This window comes from Micromonospora sp. WMMD987, from assembly GCF_029581435.1.
In the GTDB taxonomy this organism is placed as follows: domain Bacteria; phylum Actinomycetota; class Actinomycetes; order Mycobacteriales; family Micromonosporaceae; genus Micromonospora; species Micromonospora rifamycinica.
In genome coordinates, this window is the sequence record NZ_CP120861.1 from 4,046,436 (window position 1) to 4,063,308 (window position 16,873).

Here is a 16,873-nt window from a genome sequence, read left to right on the forward strand (position 1 = left end):
GTCTGGTGGGAACTACGGTCGCAGAAGGCTATCGCAGCAGGTCGGCGTCACCCCTTGACGCTGCCGGACAGCCCACCGATGAGCTGACGTTCGGCGATGGCGTAGAAGCCCAGCGCCGGGACCATCGACAGCACGACGTACGCGAGCACCTTGGCGGTGTCGTCGGAGTACTGGCCCTGGAACGCCTGGACCCCGAGCGGGAGCGTCCACCAGCTCTGGTCGGTGAACACCACCAGCGGGAGCATGAAGTTGTTCCAGCTGCTCACCAGGGCCAGCACCGAGACGGTGGCCAGGGCCGGCCGGGCCATCGGCAGCAGCACCCGCCAGAAGAACCCGAACGGGCCGCAGCCGTCGAGGGTCGCCGCCTCCTCGACCTCACCGGGAATGGTCCGGAAGAACTGGCGCAGGATGATGATCGTGATCGGCAGACCGAAGGCGGCCTGCGGCAGGATCACCCCGAGCGGGTTGTCCAGCAGCCCCATCCCGCGCAGCAGGATGAACAGCGGCAGGATCGCCACCGCGAACGGGAACATCAGCCCGATCGCGAAGAGGGTGACCAGGAACTCCCGCCCCCGGAAGGCGAAGCGGGCGAACACGAACGCAGCCATCGCCGCCGCGGCGACCACGACGAACGTGCTGGCCACGGCGATGAAGACGCTGTTGCCCACGTTGCGCCAGAACACCCCGGCGGTGAAGATCTCGACGTAGTTGCCCGGCACCCACGGGTCGGGCAGGCCGAGCGGATTGGTGGAGAGCTGCCCGTTGTCCTTGAACCCGCCGATCACCCCGAACCAGACCGGCACCACGATGAGCGCGCCGACGGCGATGGAGATGAGGTGCAGCAGGAGGCGGCGGGCCCGCTGGGCAGGGTTCGCCGGGCTGGTCATCGCTGGTCTCCTTGGACGGTGAGGGCGCCCTCGGTGTCACGACGCAGCACGATGCGCTGGTAGACGAGGGCGAAGACGAGGCTCAGGAGGAACATGATGATGCTGATCGCGCTGGCGTAGCCGACCTCGAAGCGGCGGAAGCCGAACTGGAACATCGTCACGGCCATGGTCTCCGAGGCGTGGATCGGGCCGCCGCCGGTGAGCACCCAGACCATGTCGAACAGCTGGATGGTGCCGATGACCGACAGGAACACGCTGATCCGGATGGTCGGACCGAGCAACGGCAGGGTGACCAGCCGGAACGCCTGCCAGGCGCTGGCGCCGTCGGTGACCGCCGCCTCGTTGAGTTCCTTGGGGATGTTCTGCCGGGCGGCCAGGAAGAGGATCATGTAGAGGCCGAAGTACTTCCAGGAGACCACCAGGAAGACGGCGTACAGGACGGTGTCCGGGTCGGCGAAGACGGCGCCGGCGTCGGCCCCCAGGAACCGGGAGATCGCGTCACCGAACCCCCGGTTCGGCGAGAACACCAGGTTGAACAGCACCGCGGTGGTGACCTCGGAGAGCACGTACGGGGCGAAGAAGATCACCCGGTAGATGGCCCGTCCGCGCAGCGGCTGGTTGAGCAGCATGGCCAGGCCCATCGCGACCGGGAGCTGCACCGCCAGGGAGAGCACGATCAGGATGAGTCCGTGCCACAGGTCGCCCCGGAACACCGGGTCGCCGAAGGCGCGGGTGTAGTTGTCCAGCCCGATGAAGTTCTCCGGCAGGCCGAAGCCGTTCCACTTGTACAGGCTGGCGTAGCTGGCCACCAGGATGGGTGCGAGCACCAGCAGCAGGAACAGCAGCAGGGACGGGGCCAGGAAGACGGCCAGGGCTCGACGGCGTCCCGGCCGGGGCCGGCGGCCGGTACGGCGGACGCCGCCCGGCCCCGGCCCCGACGGTTCGGTCACGCGGCCGCCGGGTCCAGCATCCGACAGGATCGATGGCGTGGTCATGCCTGCTCCACTCAGTTCTCGCCAGCGGCTGGTGATCGATGGGACGGGACGTCGTTACTGGGTCTTCGCCACCTGCGTGATGTCCTTGAGGATCTGCGCGGGCGACTTGCTGCCGGCGACCAGCGCGGCGACGCTGTCGTTGACCTGCTGACCGACGGCCGGCGGGTACGCCTGGTCGAGGTAGAGCTGGAAGCCGGTGGCGGCGGCCAGGGTCTGCGCGACGACCTTGTTGTTCGGGTCGGCGACGGCGTCGGTGGCTTCCTTGACCGTCGGCAGCACCGCGCCGGTCTTGGTGCTACGACGCTGCACGTCGACGCTGAGCAGGGTCTTGAGGAAGTCCATGGTGGCCGGCGGGGCGTCCTTGCCGACGGCGAAGCCGTTGCCCCCGCCGAAGACCTCGGTGGCGCTACCCTTGCCGCCGTCGACGGCCGGGAACGGGAAGAAGCCGAGCTTGTCGCCGAGCCCCTTCTTGCTGGTGGAGCTGGACGCCTGCACCGACGGCGCCCACTGTCCCATCAGCTCCAGCGCGGCACCGCCGTTGCCCATCGTCGCGGCCTGGCCGTCCGGCGAGCCGTACTCGGCACCGAGGAAGCCCTTCTGGAACGGCTGGAGGTCGATCAGCTCCTTGAACCGCTCGCCGGCGGCCACGAAGTCGGGGGTCTCGAAGTTCTTGTCCTTGGCGGCCTGCTGGAGCGCGCCGAGCCCGCCGATGCGCATCGACAGGTAGGCCCAGTAGAAGTGCGCCGGCCACTTGTCCTTGCCGGCCAACGCGACCGGGGTGACCCCGGCGGCCTTGAGCTTGCGGACCACCTCGAGGAGTTCGGCCCAGGTGGCCGGCGGCGCGGTGATCTGCGCCTTGGCGAAGAGGTCCTTGTTGTACCAGAACCCGACCATGCCGATGTCGAACGGCACCCCGTAGATCTTGCCGTCGACCGTGTAGGGCTCCAGCGAGAGCGGCAGCAGGCCGTCCTTCCACGGGGCGATGGTCTCGGTGAGGTCCTTGACCAGACCCGCGTCGACCTGCTGCTTGAGCACCCCGCCGCCCCAGGACTGGAAGAGGTCCGGCGGTGACCCGGCCTGGGTCGCGGTGGTCAGCTTGGCCTTGAACGCCTCGTTCTCCAGCGGCTGGATCTCGATCTTCACGTTGCTGTGCGCGCCCTGGTACTCCTGGGCGACCGCCGCCCAGACCGGCAGCATCGGCTCGGTGTTCTGGATGTGCCACCAGTTGATGGTCTGCGGGGCGTCCGGGTCGTCGGAGGAGGCGTCGTCACTACAGCCGCTGAGCAGATAGGCGCCGGCACCGGCGCCAACGAGGCCGAGCAGCGATCTGCGGGAGAGGTGCGCTGACATGATCCATCCCTTCAGGGACTCACGAGGTGCTCGGGCGCCGGCCGGGCCGGCGGTTTCGAAATGTGTATCTCCGGAACTTCCAGTGCGTCGCCGGTATTACCGATCGATGGCGGGCACGCTACGAGCTGTTTCCACGCGGGTCAAGCCCTCTGTCCTATCGCGGCGAAAACGGCTAGCGTGTGCAAGGCCGCACAGACCGTGGACCTGATCCCGAAAGTTTCGAAAGCTGCCCAGAGGAGTGCCCGTGTCGACCGACACCGCTGAAGTGGCGACCGCTGCCCGGTCGATCCGCAATCCCGTGCTCTCCGGGTTCCACCCGGACCCGTCGATCCTGCGCGTCGGCGACGACTACTACCTGGCCACCTCGACCTTCGAGTGGTACCCGGGGGTACGCCTGCACCACTCGCGCGACCTGGTGCACTGGCGGGCGCTGGGCGGGATCATCACCGACCGCCGCCTGCTCGACCTGCGGGGCTGCGGCGACTCCAACGGGGTGTGGGCGCCCGACCTGACCTACCACGACGGCGAGTTCCACCTCGTCTACAGCGACGTGGCCAGCTTCGCCAGCGGCTACTGGGATCCGCAGAACTTCCTGATCACCGCGCCCGACATCACCGGCCCCTGGTCGGACCCGGTCAAGCTGCACGGGCGCGGCTTCGACGCCGCGCTGTTCCACGACGACGACGGCACGAGCTGGCTGCTGGCCATGAGCGCCGACTGGCGACCCGGCCGGGACCGCTTCGGCGGGATCGAGATCCAGCAGTACGACCGGGCCACCCGTCGCCTCGTCGGCCGGCCCCGCATCCTGTTCACCGGCACCCCGGTCGGGGTCACCGAGGGTCCGCACCTCTACCGCCACGACGGCTGGTACTGGCTGATCACCGCAGAGGGCGGCACCAGCTGGGAGCACCAGGTCACGGTGGCCCGCTCCCGCGAGCTGTTCGGGCCGTACGAGGTGGACCCGGACGGCCCGTTGCTCACCTCGGTCGGCCGGCCCGACCTGCGGTTGCAGAAGGCCGGCCACGGCAGCCTGGTCCGCACCCCGGACGGCGGGTGGTACCTGGCCCACCTGGTCGGTCGCCCCTACTCCCCGCTGGGCAGCTGCGTGCTGGGCCGGGAGACCGCGATCCAGCAGGTCGAATGGCCCACGGGCGGCTGGCCCCGGATTCCCGGCGGGGTGCCGGCGGACGAGATCACCGCGCCCGACCTGCCGGCGCACCCGTGGCCGGCGGAGCCCGCCACCGACCACTTCGACACCGCCGAACTGGGTCCGTCCTGGTCGACGCTGCGCCGACCGGCCACCCCGGACTGGATCGACCTGCGGAGCCGCCCGTCGCACCTGCGGGTGCACGGCGGGCAGTCCCCGGTGGGCCGGCAGGCCCCCAGCCTGGTCGCCCGCCGGGTCGGCGCGAGCCGCTGCGCGCTGGAGACCGTGGTCGAGTTCGACCCGGTCGACCACCGCCAGCTGGCCGGCATCACCGCCTACTACAACACCCTCAACTGGCACCACCTCTACCTGACCCGGGCGGACGACGGGCGGACCGTCCTGGAGCTGCTCAGCTCCGACAACGGCCGGCGCACCGCCCACCCGGAGCTGACCGTCGACACCGGTGACGCGACCCGGGTCGGCCTGCGCGCGGAGTTCGACGGCCCGGTGGTGCGCTTCGGCTACGACCTGGGCGCCGGCTGGCAGCCGCTGCCGATCGAGCTGGACGCGACCATCCTGTCCGACGAACACGCCGCCCTGATCATCGACGGCGAGCCGGCGGCCTGGGGGTTCACCGGGGCTTTCCTGGGCCTCTGGGTCCAGGACCTCGGCGGCGACGGAGCATTCGCCGACTTCGACCTGGCCACCTACCGGGAACACTGACCGACCACGCCCACGACCGGCTCCGGGTGGGGCCGGTCGTGGGCGTGCCCGGCGACGCCCACCCATCACCGCACCGCACGCCGCCGAAACTGTTGCGATGATCGTCCATCGCGCTGACCAGGAGTTCCGGAAGTTTCGATGGTTGACCCGGCCGGCTCGCGCTCGTAACGTTCCAGTCGGCTTCCGGAAATTGATCGCCGACTATCGGTTGGCTCCGGTGCGGCCGGCCCCGCGCGCTGCGCTGGCGGTGCCGCACCCCTCCCCCACCTCACCGCCGTCGACCCGTCGACGTGCCCCGGGAAAGGAACGCGGATGATGCTCAGACGGTGGATGGCTGCCGGGTTGGTCGCCGTCGCGACCGCCGGCGTGTTGAACGCCGTGCCGGCGACGGCGCAGCGACCGTACGACCCGACCGCGCAGAGCCTGCGCGCCCTGGGCCAGCGCCACGGCCTGTACGTGGGCACCGCGGTCGACATGGCCGCCCTCGCCGACCCGGCCGAACCCCGCTACCGGGAGATCGTGCGCGACGAGTTCTCCACGGTCACCGCGGAGAACGTGATGAAGTGGGAGGCCCTGGAACCCACCCGGGGCAGCTACGACTGGTCGGCGGCCGACGAACTCGTCGCCACCGCCCGACGTAACGGCCAGAAGGTCCGCGGCCACGTACTGGTCTGGCACAGCCAGCTGCCGAAGTGGCTGACCGACGGGGTGGCCGACGGCTCCATCGACAACACCGAGCTGCGGTCGATCCTGCGCAAGCACATCACCACCGTCGCCAGCCGCTACCGGGGCAAGATCTGGCAGTGGGACGTGGTCAACGAGGCGGTCAGCGACCCCTGGGACACCCCGCCCACCCTGCACTACAAGGGTTTCTGGGCCGAGCACCTCGGCCCGGGCTACGTGGCGGACGCGTTCCGCTGGGCCCGCGCCGCCGACCCGACCGCCCTGCTGTTCTACAACGACTACAACATCGAGGCGTTCGGCTCCGGCGACCCGGCCAACGACAAGACCCAGTTCGTCTACGACATGGTCAAGGGGCTGCTGGCCCGGGGCGTGCCGATCGACGGGGTCGGCAGCCAGGGCCACCTGGGCACCCAGTACGGCAACTACGACACCCTCCAGGTCGCCGACGCGCTGCACCGCTTCGCCGGGCTGGGACTGTCCACCGCGTTCACCGAGGTCGACGTGCGCAGCCGGTTGACCGACGGGGTGCAGGCCGGCGACTCCGAGGAGATCAACCCGCGGCTCCAGGCGTCCGCCGCGAACTTCCACGTGCTGTTGCAGGCCTGCCTGGCCGAGCCGCGCTGCCTGTCGTTCACCGTCTGGGGCTTCACCGACCGGCACTCCTGGGTGCCCGGCACCTTCGACGACCCGCCGCAGGGCCTGGCCACCATCTACGACGAGAACTACCAGCCCAAGCGGGCCTACCAGGTGATGAAGGCCGACCTGATCTACGCCGGCCCGCCGTACGTACGGATGCGGGCGACGCCGAAGCCGCGCCGGTAGGCCGGCGGTGAGCGCCGACATCCTCGACACGGCCCGGGGCGGCGGACGGGTGGTCAGCCTCACCTTCGACGACGGCCCGAACCCCACCGACACGCTGCGGCTGCTCACCGTCCTGCGGCGGCACCGGATCACGGCGGTGTTCCTCCTCTGCGGTGAGCAGGTGCAGGCCCACCCCGACGTGGTCCGCCGGATCGTGGCCCACGGTCACCGGCTGGGCAACCACAGCATGCACCACGACGACATGACCTCCTGGTCGCCCGAACGGATCGAGGCGGATCTGCGGGAGACCAACGAGGCCATCCGGCGGGCCGTGCCGGACGCCCGGATCCGGTACTTCCGCGCTCCCTACGGGGCGTGGGGGGCGAGCCCCGCCGTGGCCGCCGCGCTGGGCATGCGGCCGCTCGGCTGGCGGCTGGCCGTCGGGGACTGGGAGCCGCCGGGCACCGACGAACTCGTCCGCCGGCTGCTCGACGGGGTCACCCCCGGCGCGGTGGTGCTGCTGCACGACGGCGGCGGGGACCGCAGCCAGAGCGTCGCCGCGGTCGACCGGGCCGTACCGGTGCTGAGGTCACGTCGCTGGCGGTTCGCCCTGCCGGCCCACTGAGCGGCGACGGCCGGTGCGGGTGCTGGGGCGGGCCGGGGGCGGGGTATGCCCCCGCCCACCCGCCACGACGTCGGGGTGCCGCCGGGTCCACGTCCCGGGAGACGGCGGCACCCCGACAAGGGCGGTCACGACCGGCGGGTGCTACCGGACGACACCGCCACCGCCACCACTGCTGCCACCACCGCCCCGCCGGTGCTGGTCACGGGTGCGGTCGGTGCCGTTGCGCCGGCTCGCCGGCTCGTGGGACGAGCCGCTGTCGCGGCCGGTGGTGCGGGAGGTGTGGCCCCGGGAGGTGTGGTCGCGCGAGGTGTGGCCCCTGGAGGTGTGGTTGCGCGAGGTGTGATCACGGGAGGTGGTCCCGCTCCTGCGGTGCGAACTGGCGGTGTCGGCGATCTCCCCACGGGACTCCGTGTCCTGGTGGGAGCGCCTCGGCTGCTCCCGGGGGCCGCGGGTGACCATGAGCCCGGAGCCCACCCCGTGCACGATGGCCCCGGAGTTGCCGGACGTGACGTCCTGACCCGGGGCGTAGCCGACGCCCCAGGTGAGCGCGCCGGCGGCGGCCACCGCGCCGTAGGCGGCCCGGACCAGGTCGCCCTGCTGGCCGCTGCGCAGCGAGTTGATCACCTCCTTGCCCACCACGTACATGCCGGGGCCGGCGGCCAGGGCCAGGCCCACGCTGTTGGCCACCGCGTTGCCCCGCAGGCCGGCGCTGCCCTGCACCCCGGGCGAGGCGACCAGCGACACGAAGTTGACGATCTTCTCGTCGTTCTCGTAGATCCACTGACCGGCCTGCTGCGCCCAGGTCATCAACCGGTTCTGCCCGTCGAACGAGTGCTCGCTGGTCTCCTGCTCGCTCCACTGGATGCTGATCGAGTCCCCCGGGCCGGGGCTGCTGCGGCCCGAGGAGTTCGACGATTCGTGCGGTTGGACCACGTCGGTCTGATGATCGGCCGCTCCGTACGGCTGGACCACCAGGTCCTGGTAGTCGGCCGCGCCGTACTGGCCGTAGCCCGACGCCACCGACGAGCCGCTCGGCGCGTCCTGGCTGTAGTTGCTCGGGGTGTAGCTGACCGGCCCGTAGCTGGTCTGGCTGTAGTTGCTCGGGGTGTAGCTGACCTCCCCGTACTCGTTCTCGGTGGGTGGGTAGTGGATGCTGTTGCCCTCGCTGCCGGTGGGACTTCCGGTCCCGCCCCACGGCCTCTGATGGGGTGACGACACCTGCGCTCCTCAGTGCTCGACCAGCGGTTGACACGCCCTCTACGAACGGTCCGGACGACCGGTTCAGCCGGTGGTCGGACTTTCTCGCCAGCCGGCCTGCCACGGCGTCGCGGTGGCCCTGCCGGCGGCCCGCTCGGTGATCGCCGCGACCTCCTGCCGGGCCTGGGCCGAGATCCGACCCGCGTCCGGCTCCTTGTACCAGGGCCGCAGCCTGATCACCGCAGGCCGGATGCCCGTGGCGAGCAGCAGCGCGGTCCCCTTCGGCAACGCCCGGATCCGGTCCGGCGGCAACACGTGCTCCTGCCGGTACGAGGTGGACCGGGACGAACCGTCCCGGCTGCGCGAGACGCTGACCGTGCTCACGTCGTGCTGGCCGACCAGCTTCGAGACCTTCTCCACGAAGTCCGCGTCGTCCAGGCCCGCGCCGAGCAGCTTGATGGTGGCCGCACCCCACAACGCGTCCATCCCGGCCTCGCCCCAGACCCGCGACCCCTGCCGGTAGCTCTGCAACAGGGTCACCACGTTGATCCCCCGGGATCCGAGGTGCGAGTAGAGGTCGGGCAGGTCGGAGATCCGGCACACGTTCGCCGCCTCGTCCAGCACCGCCGTCATCGGCGGGTCGAGGCGGCCCCCCATCCGTTCGGCGGCCACCACCCCCGCCCGCAGGGTCGCGTCGGCCAGGCCGGCGATCACCCCGGCGGCGGAGCCACCCCCGTCCTTGGAGAGCAGGTAGAGGGTGTCCCGGCCGAGCACGTGCCGCTCCGGGCGGAACTGCGGCAGGTAGGGGTCCGGGGACACCCAGGCGAGGATCTCCGGGTCCAGCAGGCACGCCACGCACTGCCGGGCCGTCTCGTAGATGCCGTCGCGGGTCTCCACCGCCCCGCGTACGGTGCCCTGGAGCTGCTCGGCCATCGCCGCCATCCCGGCGTCGCGGAGCAGGTCGATCGGGGTACGGTCGGCCGGGTCGGCCAGCCAGCCGAGCAGCTCGGCGACGGGTGCCCGCCCCCGGGCGGCGGCCAGGAAGAGCGCGGTCAGGGTGTTCTGCGCCGCCGAGATCCAGAAGTCCTTCTTGGCGGTGTCGTCGTTGACCGACGCCACGAAGTGCCCGGCCAGCCGGCGGGCCCCCTCGATGGTCACGCAGTCGGCCAGCAGGTCCCACCACATCCGGCGGGGCACGTGGGCGATGCCCTGCGGATCGAACGTCCACACCGTACCGACGCGTTCCCGCTCGGCCCGGGTCACCGCGTACACGTCGGACTTGTTGGAGGTGAGCAGCACCGCGCCCCGGGCCCGCAGCACCCGGGGTACCGCGATGCCGGTGGACTTGCCGGCCCGGGGGGCCATCAGGTCCAGCTCCACGTCCTCGAAGGAGGAGCGCAGCTCGGGGCCGTTCGGTGCGAGGTCGCCGAGCAGGTTGCCGGTCTCGTCCGGGGCCAACTGCCGCACCCCGGCCAGTGAGGGACGCAGCTCCCGGGCGCGGGCCGCGATCCCGGCGGGCGTCAGCGGGGCCAGGTCGCGCACCCGGGCCAGCCCGACGCCCCGCCCGCGCCGGTCGAGCAGCCCGCGCCCGACCGTCACCGCCGGCACCACGACCAGCACCGCCACCACCAGCATCCCGGAGTAGACGGCGTACGGCGACACACCGGGCCAGAGCGTGCCGATGTCACCGGAGACCAACGCCAGGTACGCGCCGAGGGTGAACGGCGGCGGGTGCCAGCCGTGCCCGGTCACCGCGGCACCCAGGGTGCCGCCCAGCCAGGCGACCGTGAACAGCGCCGCGTTGGCGAGGACCACCAGGCAGAACGCCCAGAAGAACAGGTCGGCCCCGCGGGGGGCACCCGACGACATCCGGCTCATCCCCGCCACCCCGGACCGCCCGCTACGGCCTCGTCGGCGAGGTGGGCCAGCTCCGGCCGGGTGGCCAGGTTGCCCAGCTCCGCCTCGGCCTCGAAGACCGCCTGTCGGGCCGCCGCCCGCTCGGCGGCCTGCTGCGCGGCGTACCCGTTCTGCACCCAGCGTTGGTTGGTGTCGTGCAGCCGCCGCTCGGTGTCGGTGATGGACACCCGGATCGGGATGCCGGGCCGACCACCCACCTTGATCAGGAACCGGCCCCGCCCGGGTGGTTCCTCGTCGCTGCCGGTGCTCGCCCAACCCGGCGGCGACGACCAGGAGGAGACCAGCTCGATCTCCCGTTTGGACAGGCCGATCACCCGGCCCAGGTCGGTCATCTCCGCCGCCGGCAGGCCGGCGCAGGCGACGATCCCGGCCCGCTCCACGAAGCCGCGCGCCTTGGCCCGGTCGGCGTCGGAACCCAACGCCTCGGCGTCCTTCAGGGTGTGGGTGATCTTCGCGTCGCCGAGACCGAGCGACCGGTTGAGCCGGGTCAGCGCGTCGATCCGGTCGACGATGCCGGAGGCCGCCCGCAACGGCCTCCACAGCTCGTCCAGGATGGTGAAGAACCAGCGGCGCGGGGCCAGCCCGGCGTCGGCCATGGCGTGCGAGGCGGCGACCGTGCCCAGGCCCTCGGACCAGGCGGCAAGCATGGCCGCCGCGGTGAGCTGGGTGTCCGACTCCCCGATCCGGGAGATGTCGATGCAGACCGCCGGGGCGTCCGGGTCGATCCGGGTCGAGGTGGTCGAGCCGAAGGTGTCGCCCAGCGCGCCGTCGAGGATGCCCAGCAACGAGCGGTGCAGCGGATCCACCGCGTCCCGGTAGCGGCTCTCCTGGCCCCGGTCCAGGGTCACCGCGCGGACCCGGTCGGGCCCCTCCTCCAACACCCGCAGCAGGTCCGGCAAGAGCGGCGCCCGGTGCTGCGGGGTCCGGTCCCGCAGATGCCGCAGGCAGGCGGAGAGCACCGACTGCTCGTGGTCGTCGAGCGCCCGGCCCCGCACGATGGTCAGCAGCGCCGCCACCATGTTCAGCACCCGGCCGTGCGTCTCGGCGGCCAGCGCCCGGCCGGCCCGGCCGCCGATCCGTTCGGCGGCCAACCCCATCGCCCCCGGGTCCAGCACGTTGATCCCGCCGACGCCCCGGCCGATCGGGATCACCTGCCCGCCCAGCGCCCGGACCGTGTCGGCGTAGTCCGGCTTGAGGTCGCCGAGCACCAGCGGCACCACGCCGGTCGCGGCCAGGCCCACCGCCATCCGGTTGATCAGCGTCGACTTGCCCAGGCCGGGCATGCCCAGCATGAACAGCGACGGGTTCGAGATGTACCGGGCGCGGGTGAACCAGGAGATCGGATCCCCGCAGACCGTGGCACCGGTGAACAGGTGCTGACCGAGCGGCACCCCGGACATCGGCGCACCGGAGCCGGCCGAGAACGGCCACAGCCCGCACGCCTGGACGGTGGTGGCCCGCCACATGGTGGGCGCGTCGAGGTAACCGACCCGGCCGCCACCGGCACCCTCCCAGCCCCGGGTCGGCACGGGCAGCTCACGGCGGGGTCGTGGCGGCCGGGTCTTCCTCGGCGGGGCGGGGGCCTCGTCGTCCGGGTCGCCGACCAGCCCGGTCAGCGCGGTCCGCGCCCCCGAGGTCCCGGCCGGCCAACCCGCGCCGAGCCCGTCCACCCGCGGTGCCGGTAGGCCGGTCACATCGCCTCCTGGAGTTCGTGTGGCAGCACGGTCTGCTCCCACGGAAGGATTCCGGTCGGCAGGGTGCAGCTGAACGCCGCCGCCTGCATCCGGTGGGCCGGTCGCATCGCGATCCGGGTGGCCCCGGTCATATTGCGGACCAGCACCGACGCGTCGTCCAGCTGGGACCGGTCGTCGACGGTGACGGTGAGCATCAGCGAGAACTCCACCAACCCGGCACCGGTGGCCTCCTCGGCGGCGGCCTGCTCGGCGGCGCGTACCTCGGCGGCGGCCCGGGCCTGCACCATGCCCCGCCCGGAGGTGGCCATGAACTGCGCGGTCCGCCGGTCCGCCTCGACGATCCGGGCCGAGGTCGCCGGGTCGATCGGCCGGTAGAGCAGCGCCACCCGCTTGCGCCGGGTTCCGGCCGAGGCGTCGAGCATGGTGCGCAGCACGCTGGAGCGCACCGTGCCCCGGGGGGCCAGGGTGAGCAGCCAGGTCCGGGAGACCCCCGAGTCGTGCTGGTAGGCGTCCACCGACTCGACCGCGGCGACCGGCCCGCAGTCGGCCCACTCCAGCCCGGTCCGGCCGTGCTCGGCCCGGACGCTGAGCACCTCGGCGGCACACGCCGGGTCGTACGCCACCCGGACCACCTCGGCGATCTGCTCGGCCGACAGCGGCTCGGCGACGCCGCCGCCGGCACCGATCAGCCCGGTCAGCAGGCTGGGCACCCGGATGGCCAGGTCGGTGACCACGTCCTCCGGATCGCGCCGTGCCCCGCCCACCGGGGCGTAGCTGAGGGTGATGTACGAGTTCATCTCCGACGACGCGGACGGGTAGTCGTCGACCACCTCCTCCAGCACGGCGCGGGCCGCCGCGGGAGCCGCCGCGTCCAGCCGGGGCAGCACCTCGGCGGCGAGCCGGGTACCCGGATCCGGGGCGGTCTCCACCACCACCGAGGCACCCCGCAGCCCCGGCTCGTGGGCGAGCCGGGACAGCCACTCGCCCCACAGCGACACCCAGGTGTCCACCTGCTCCGGGTCGACCAGCGACCCGCCGTCGGGCTCACAGCGCAGGACGATCGTGTACAGGTTGCGGCTGCGGTGGTGCAGCACCCCGAACGGCCGGTCGTAGGCGTCCCGGCCCTCCCGGGCGAGCACCCCGGCGAGCAGGCCGGGCGGGGGGAACCGGCCACCCGGGCGGGCCGACAGCGGCCCCGAGACGTACAGGTGCTCCCGCCGCGCCACCCGGCGGGACCAGCCGACGCGCAACGCCAGGAGCTGGTACAGGTTGCGGCCGTCCTGGGTGCGTACCGCCATCGGCAGCAGGGCCACCACGAGCGGTGCGCCGACCACCAGGGCCGCCTGGAGCGACGCCAGCGAGGCCAGCAGCACCAGCACCAGCCCGCCGAACACCCCGACCGTGCCGACCAGACCGAGTGGACCCAGCCCGGCCCGACGGGGTCGACGCCAGTTGCCGTACGTCGGTTCGATGGTCGCTTCCGTCGACATCGTCTCTCCCTCGTCTCACCGGGCCGACGGCCCGGCCGGGGCTCTCCCCGGCGGTCGTCGGCCCGCGCCGTCAGTTGTGTCCGGCGTCGCCGTCCGCGCCCGACACCGTGCCGGCCGCCATGTTCCGACCGGTCCGGGCCGCGCGGTGCGCCCCGTCGATCGCGACCCCGACCGGTCCGGCCAGCCGGGCCGCGGAACCCGCGGCCGCCGCGCTGCCGCCACCGGCGCCACCGGTACGGCCGGTGCGCCCTTCGCCGCCGGCGGGGCCCCGCCCGCCGGTGTCGCCCCGCCGGCCCTGCGGTCCCCGAGCCCCGGACGGGGCGCCGCCTCCGCCACCGCCCTGCGACAGCGCGGAACCCGCGACCCGCTTCGCCCCGGAGGCGACCATGCCCCCGGCGGCCGAGACGGCGGTCCCGGTGGGGTCGCCGGTGCCCAGCGCCGCCGTGGCCGGCACCACGATCTTGAGCAGCGCCGGCAGGGCCACCGCCGACAGCAGCAGCACGCCGATGCCGGCGATCCGGATGTGCGAGGAGTTCTGCGTCCGGCTGCCGACGGCGAGCATCTCCGCGCCGGAGAACATGATCAGACCCACGGCGGGCTTGTAGAGCAGCCACGCCACCGTCCAGCCGATGTGCTTGCGCCACCAGCCGGCCCCCCAGTTCGTCATCGACGCGGCGGCGGCCAGCGGCAGGGTGCCGAGCATGATGGTCATCACGCCCAGCCGCAGGTAGAGCATCAGCACGTGCACGATGGCGGCGATCAGCAGCAGGAACGCCAGCACCAGCAGCAGGAACGACTCGATGGTGGAGCCGTTGTCCACACACGGCACCCCCATCACGACCTCCATGGCCGCCGACCTGAGCAGGTGGTCGGAGAAGCCGTCGGAGAGGCTGGCCGCGCGGCCCACCACCCACGAACCGGCCCCGGCGACCAGGATGACCCGCAGGAAGCCCTGCAACGCGGTCCGCCCGGCGGTGCCCTTGCGCTCCATCGCCATCCGGGCACCGGCGAACAGCACCGACCCGATCGCCAGATAGGTCACGACCCACTCGATCTGGTCGCTGATCAGGCTCGGCACGTCGTCCGGGCCGCCCTCGGTCGTGGTGCCCAGCGTCGGCACCGAGGCGCTCAGCTCGGCGAAGATGGAGATCGCGGCGGCCAGCATCAGGTTGGCGATCATCCGGACCAGGGTGCCGATCGGATCGGCGAGGAACGAGAAGAAGCCAGTGATGATGTCGAGCGGACTCGGGGGGGAACACCCGCCCATCACTTCCTCCAGAGGGTGTAGCCGGCGCTGCCGGTGACCGTGCCGATGGAGGCGTGCACCACCCCGGCCCGGGACGGCACCAACTTCCAGTCCCCGGCGTCCCAGCGCAGCTCGACCAGGGTCGCCACGTATCCCCCGGCACCGGTCTTGACCAGCAGCTGCACCCGCGCCGTGTCGGCCGCGTAGCGGGCGAGGGCGAAGCCGGCGTAGCTGCCGCCACCACGGCTGGTGACCACCCCGGCGGCGGCCTCCAGCCGGGCCACCAGCACGTCCCGGGCCGGTCCCGGCAGCACCTGCCGGTCGGTGACGGCCCGCCAGGCCGGTCCACCGAGCTGGGTGGGCACGGCGTGCGCCGCCAGCACCGCACCGATCGGGGTGTGCGCGAAGCAGCCGAGCACCCCGTCGGCGGTGCGCGACGGCCCCTGCGTCGCGGAGACCGGCACCCGGTCCCCGCCGTCGAGGGTCCGCCAGGTGACGTCGGCCGGCGGCACCGCCGGTCCCGCCGCCACCACCGGCCGGGGCGGGCACTGCGCCACCTGCTCGGCGGCGGTACGGCCCACCGGGTCGACCGGCGTCTGCCCGGTCCCGCCGGAGGACACCCAGGCCACCGCCGCCAGCAGCGCCATCCCGGCCAGGAACGCCACGGAGAGGAGCCAGCCGCGTTCGGTCCAGAACGGCGGGTCCGCCGGGGACCGGCCTCGCCCGCCGATCACTGTGGCTGCCCGGCGGTGGTGCCGGCGCCACCGAGGAAGAAGTTCGCCAGCGGGCCGGCGACGGCGACCAGGATGCAGCCACCGAGCACCAGGCCGAGCCGGGACATGTGCTCGGAGCTCTCCCCCCGCTTCACCGAGATCGCCATCATCGTGCCGGTGATCAGCACGCCGGCCACCCCGGCGGCGGTGCCGGCCCAGGCGATCAGGCCCAGCAGCTTGTTCACCAGGCCGGTCAGCTGGCCCGGTGCGTTGGGGGTCGGGTTGATCCCACCGCCCCCGGCGGGGGTCGGGTCCGGGGCCATCGGGAGACGGGCGACCAGGTAGGCCGCGGCGTGCTGGGACAGGCTCGTGAACGACATCGGAACGGCTCCTTCGGGCAGGGGGCAGCGTCGGACGCGTCGACGACGCCCCGACGGTGACGGGGTGGGACGGGCCGGCAGTGCGGGATGCGCTGTCGGCCGGCGGCGATCCGGCTCAGAGTCCGAGGTCGCCGAAGAACATGACGAGTGGTCCGGCGGTCGCGCCGAGCACGCAGCCCAGCGCGACGAACGCCGCCCCACGGAAGTGTTCGCTCATCTCCCCGGGCACGCCCCGGTTGAGCTGGACGGCCATCGAGATGCCGAGGATGAGCAGCCCGGCGACACCGGCGGCGCTGACCCCCCAGGCGAGCAGGTTCAACAGGTCGTCCGCCGCGCCGCCGGCCGGGTTGTAGGGCGGTGGAGGGGTGAAGGCCGGCAGCGGGGAGGGCCCGGCCGGCCCGAGCACCGGCAGCCGGGTGAACAGCCCGTGGTCGACGGTCACGACGTCCTCCCGTCCCCGGCCAGTCCGGTCGCCGCCCGGAGCTTCTCCAGCGCCCTGGGCGTGCGCGCCGGCTGCTGTCCGAGCCGCCAGGCGGGTATCCAGGGCACCCGGTGCACCGGGGTGACCGAGCGCAGCACCCGGATCCGCCGGGCCAGCGGCGGCGGCAACCGGCCCGGGGCGTCGGCCAGCAGCACGAGGCCGACCAGCCGCATCCCGGGTGGGTGCCGGCCCTCCCGCAGGGCGTTGAGCGCCCGGGACACCGCCCGCATACCCTCGGCGTCGGTCCGGCCGACCAGCATCACCGTGGCCGGCTCCGCGCGAGCCGCGTCCGGCCACCGACAACCCAGGTCGGTGCCGCCGAAGAGTCGGCTGAGCGTCGTCGCGCCGGCACCCCCGTGCGCCGCGATCCAGCCCAGCCCCGCCTCGGACAGCGACCGTCGGGGCGGTCCGCCCGGCCCGGGGCCGGGCCGGGCGGACGTCGGCCCCGGCGGCACCCGTGCTGCCAGGCCCCCCGTCGTCGCGGACCCCATGCACCCCACCTCCTCGCAAGAACGTCGATCCAGTTCGTCGGCGTCCCGGTTG

Annotated in this window: 15 protein-coding genes; 3 read left to right on the plus strand and 12 right to left on the minus strand. The window is 72.9% G+C overall.

Features of this window, described 5'->3' with window-relative positions; genetic code table 11:
* Positions 1-47: 47 nt before the first annotated feature.
* From O7612_RS17070 to O7612_RS17080, 3 genes are all read right to left on the minus strand, one after another.
* A complete protein-coding gene (locus tag O7612_RS17070) occupies positions 48-887 on the minus strand; it encodes a carbohydrate ABC transporter permease (RefSeq protein WP_282265466.1) in 840 nt (279 codons plus the stop codon).
* A complete protein-coding gene (locus O7612_RS17075; protein WP_282265468.1) occupies positions 884-1,837 on the minus strand; it encodes a sugar ABC transporter permease in 954 nt (317 codons plus the stop codon). Before O7612_RS17075 ends, O7612_RS17070 begins: the two co-directional genes overlap by 4 nt.
* Positions 1,838-1,936: 99 nt before the next feature.
* Positions 1,937-3,232 (minus strand): extracellular solute-binding protein, encoded by a 1,296-nt coding sequence (locus O7612_RS17080; RefSeq protein WP_282265470.1) that lies wholly within the window; start codon positions 3,230-3,232, stop codon positions 1,937-1,939.
* Between the two features lie 244 nt (positions 3,233-3,476).
* Here O7612_RS17080 and O7612_RS17085 point away from each other — a divergent pair, with 244 nt between their 5' ends.
* The 3 genes from O7612_RS17085 (at position 3,477) to O7612_RS17095 (ending at position 7,212) form a co-directional block, all read left to right on the plus strand.
* Positions 3,477-5,102 (plus strand): glycoside hydrolase family 43 protein, encoded by a 1,626-nt coding sequence (locus tag O7612_RS17085; RefSeq protein WP_282265472.1) that lies wholly within the window; start codon positions 3,477-3,479, stop codon positions 5,100-5,102.
* Between the two features lie 312 nt (positions 5,103-5,414).
* Positions 5,415-6,608, plus strand: a complete 1,194-nt coding sequence (locus O7612_RS17090; protein WP_282265474.1) for an endo-1,4-beta-xylanase — start codon at positions 5,415-5,417, stop codon at positions 6,606-6,608.
* 7 nt (positions 6,609-6,615) lie between these two features.
* Positions 6,616-7,212 (plus strand): polysaccharide deacetylase family protein, encoded by a 597-nt coding sequence (locus O7612_RS17095; RefSeq protein ID WP_282265477.1) that lies wholly within the window; start codon positions 6,616-6,618, stop codon positions 7,210-7,212.
* A 141-nt stretch (positions 7,213-7,353) separates the two neighbouring features.
* Here the strand turns inward: O7612_RS17095 and O7612_RS17100 are convergent, their stop codons facing one another.
* The 9 genes from O7612_RS17100 to O7612_RS17140 all read right to left on the minus strand — a co-directional run bounded on the left by O7612_RS17100 (position 7,354) and on the right by O7612_RS17140 (position 16,821).
* Positions 7,354-8,430, minus strand: coding sequence for a hypothetical protein (locus O7612_RS17100; protein WP_282265479.1), 1,077 nt, complete (start codon positions 8,428-8,430; stop codon positions 7,354-7,356).
* A 63-nt stretch (positions 8,431-8,493) separates the two neighbouring features.
* Positions 8,494-10,287: a type IV secretory system conjugative DNA transfer family protein gene (locus tag O7612_RS17105; protein WP_282265481.1), complete on the minus strand. Its 1,794-nt coding sequence runs from the start codon at positions 10,285-10,287 to the stop codon at positions 8,494-8,496.
* A complete protein-coding gene (locus O7612_RS17110) occupies positions 10,284-12,020 on the minus strand; it encodes an ATP/GTP-binding protein (protein ID WP_282265483.1) in 1,737 nt (578 codons plus the stop codon). The genes O7612_RS17105 and O7612_RS17110 overlap by 4 nt, the downstream gene beginning before the upstream one ends.
* Positions 12,017-13,510 carry an SCO6880 family protein gene (locus tag O7612_RS17115; RefSeq protein WP_282265485.1) on the minus strand — a complete coding sequence of 498 codons (1,494 nt, stop codon included), beginning with the start codon at positions 13,508-13,510 and terminating at the stop codon, positions 12,017-12,019. Before O7612_RS17115 ends, O7612_RS17110 begins: the two co-directional genes overlap by 4 nt.
* 70 nt (positions 13,511-13,580) lie before the next feature.
* Positions 13,581-14,777 carry a hypothetical protein gene (locus tag O7612_RS17120; RefSeq protein WP_282265487.1) on the minus strand — a complete coding sequence of 399 codons (1,197 nt, stop codon included), beginning with the start codon at positions 14,775-14,777 and terminating at the stop codon, positions 13,581-13,583.
* Entirely contained in the window at positions 14,777-15,490 is a 714-nt protein-coding gene (locus tag O7612_RS17125) for a hypothetical protein (RefSeq protein ID WP_282265489.1), read from the minus strand. The genes O7612_RS17120 and O7612_RS17125 overlap by 1 nt, the downstream gene beginning before the upstream one ends.
* Positions 15,487-15,849: a hypothetical protein gene (locus tag O7612_RS17130; RefSeq protein WP_282265491.1), complete on the minus strand. Its 363-nt coding sequence runs from the start codon at positions 15,847-15,849 to the stop codon at positions 15,487-15,489. Before O7612_RS17130 ends, O7612_RS17125 begins: the two co-directional genes overlap by 4 nt.
* Positions 15,850-15,964: 115 nt before the next feature.
* A complete protein-coding gene (locus O7612_RS17135; protein ID WP_197700034.1) occupies positions 15,965-16,291 on the minus strand; it encodes a hypothetical protein in 327 nt (108 codons plus the stop codon).
* On the minus strand, positions 16,288-16,821 hold the full coding sequence (locus tag O7612_RS17140) for a hypothetical protein (RefSeq protein WP_282265495.1): 534 nt from the start codon (positions 16,819-16,821) through the stop codon (positions 16,288-16,290). The genes O7612_RS17135 and O7612_RS17140 overlap by 4 nt, the downstream gene beginning before the upstream one ends.
* Positions 16,822-16,873: the final 52 nt, after the last annotated feature.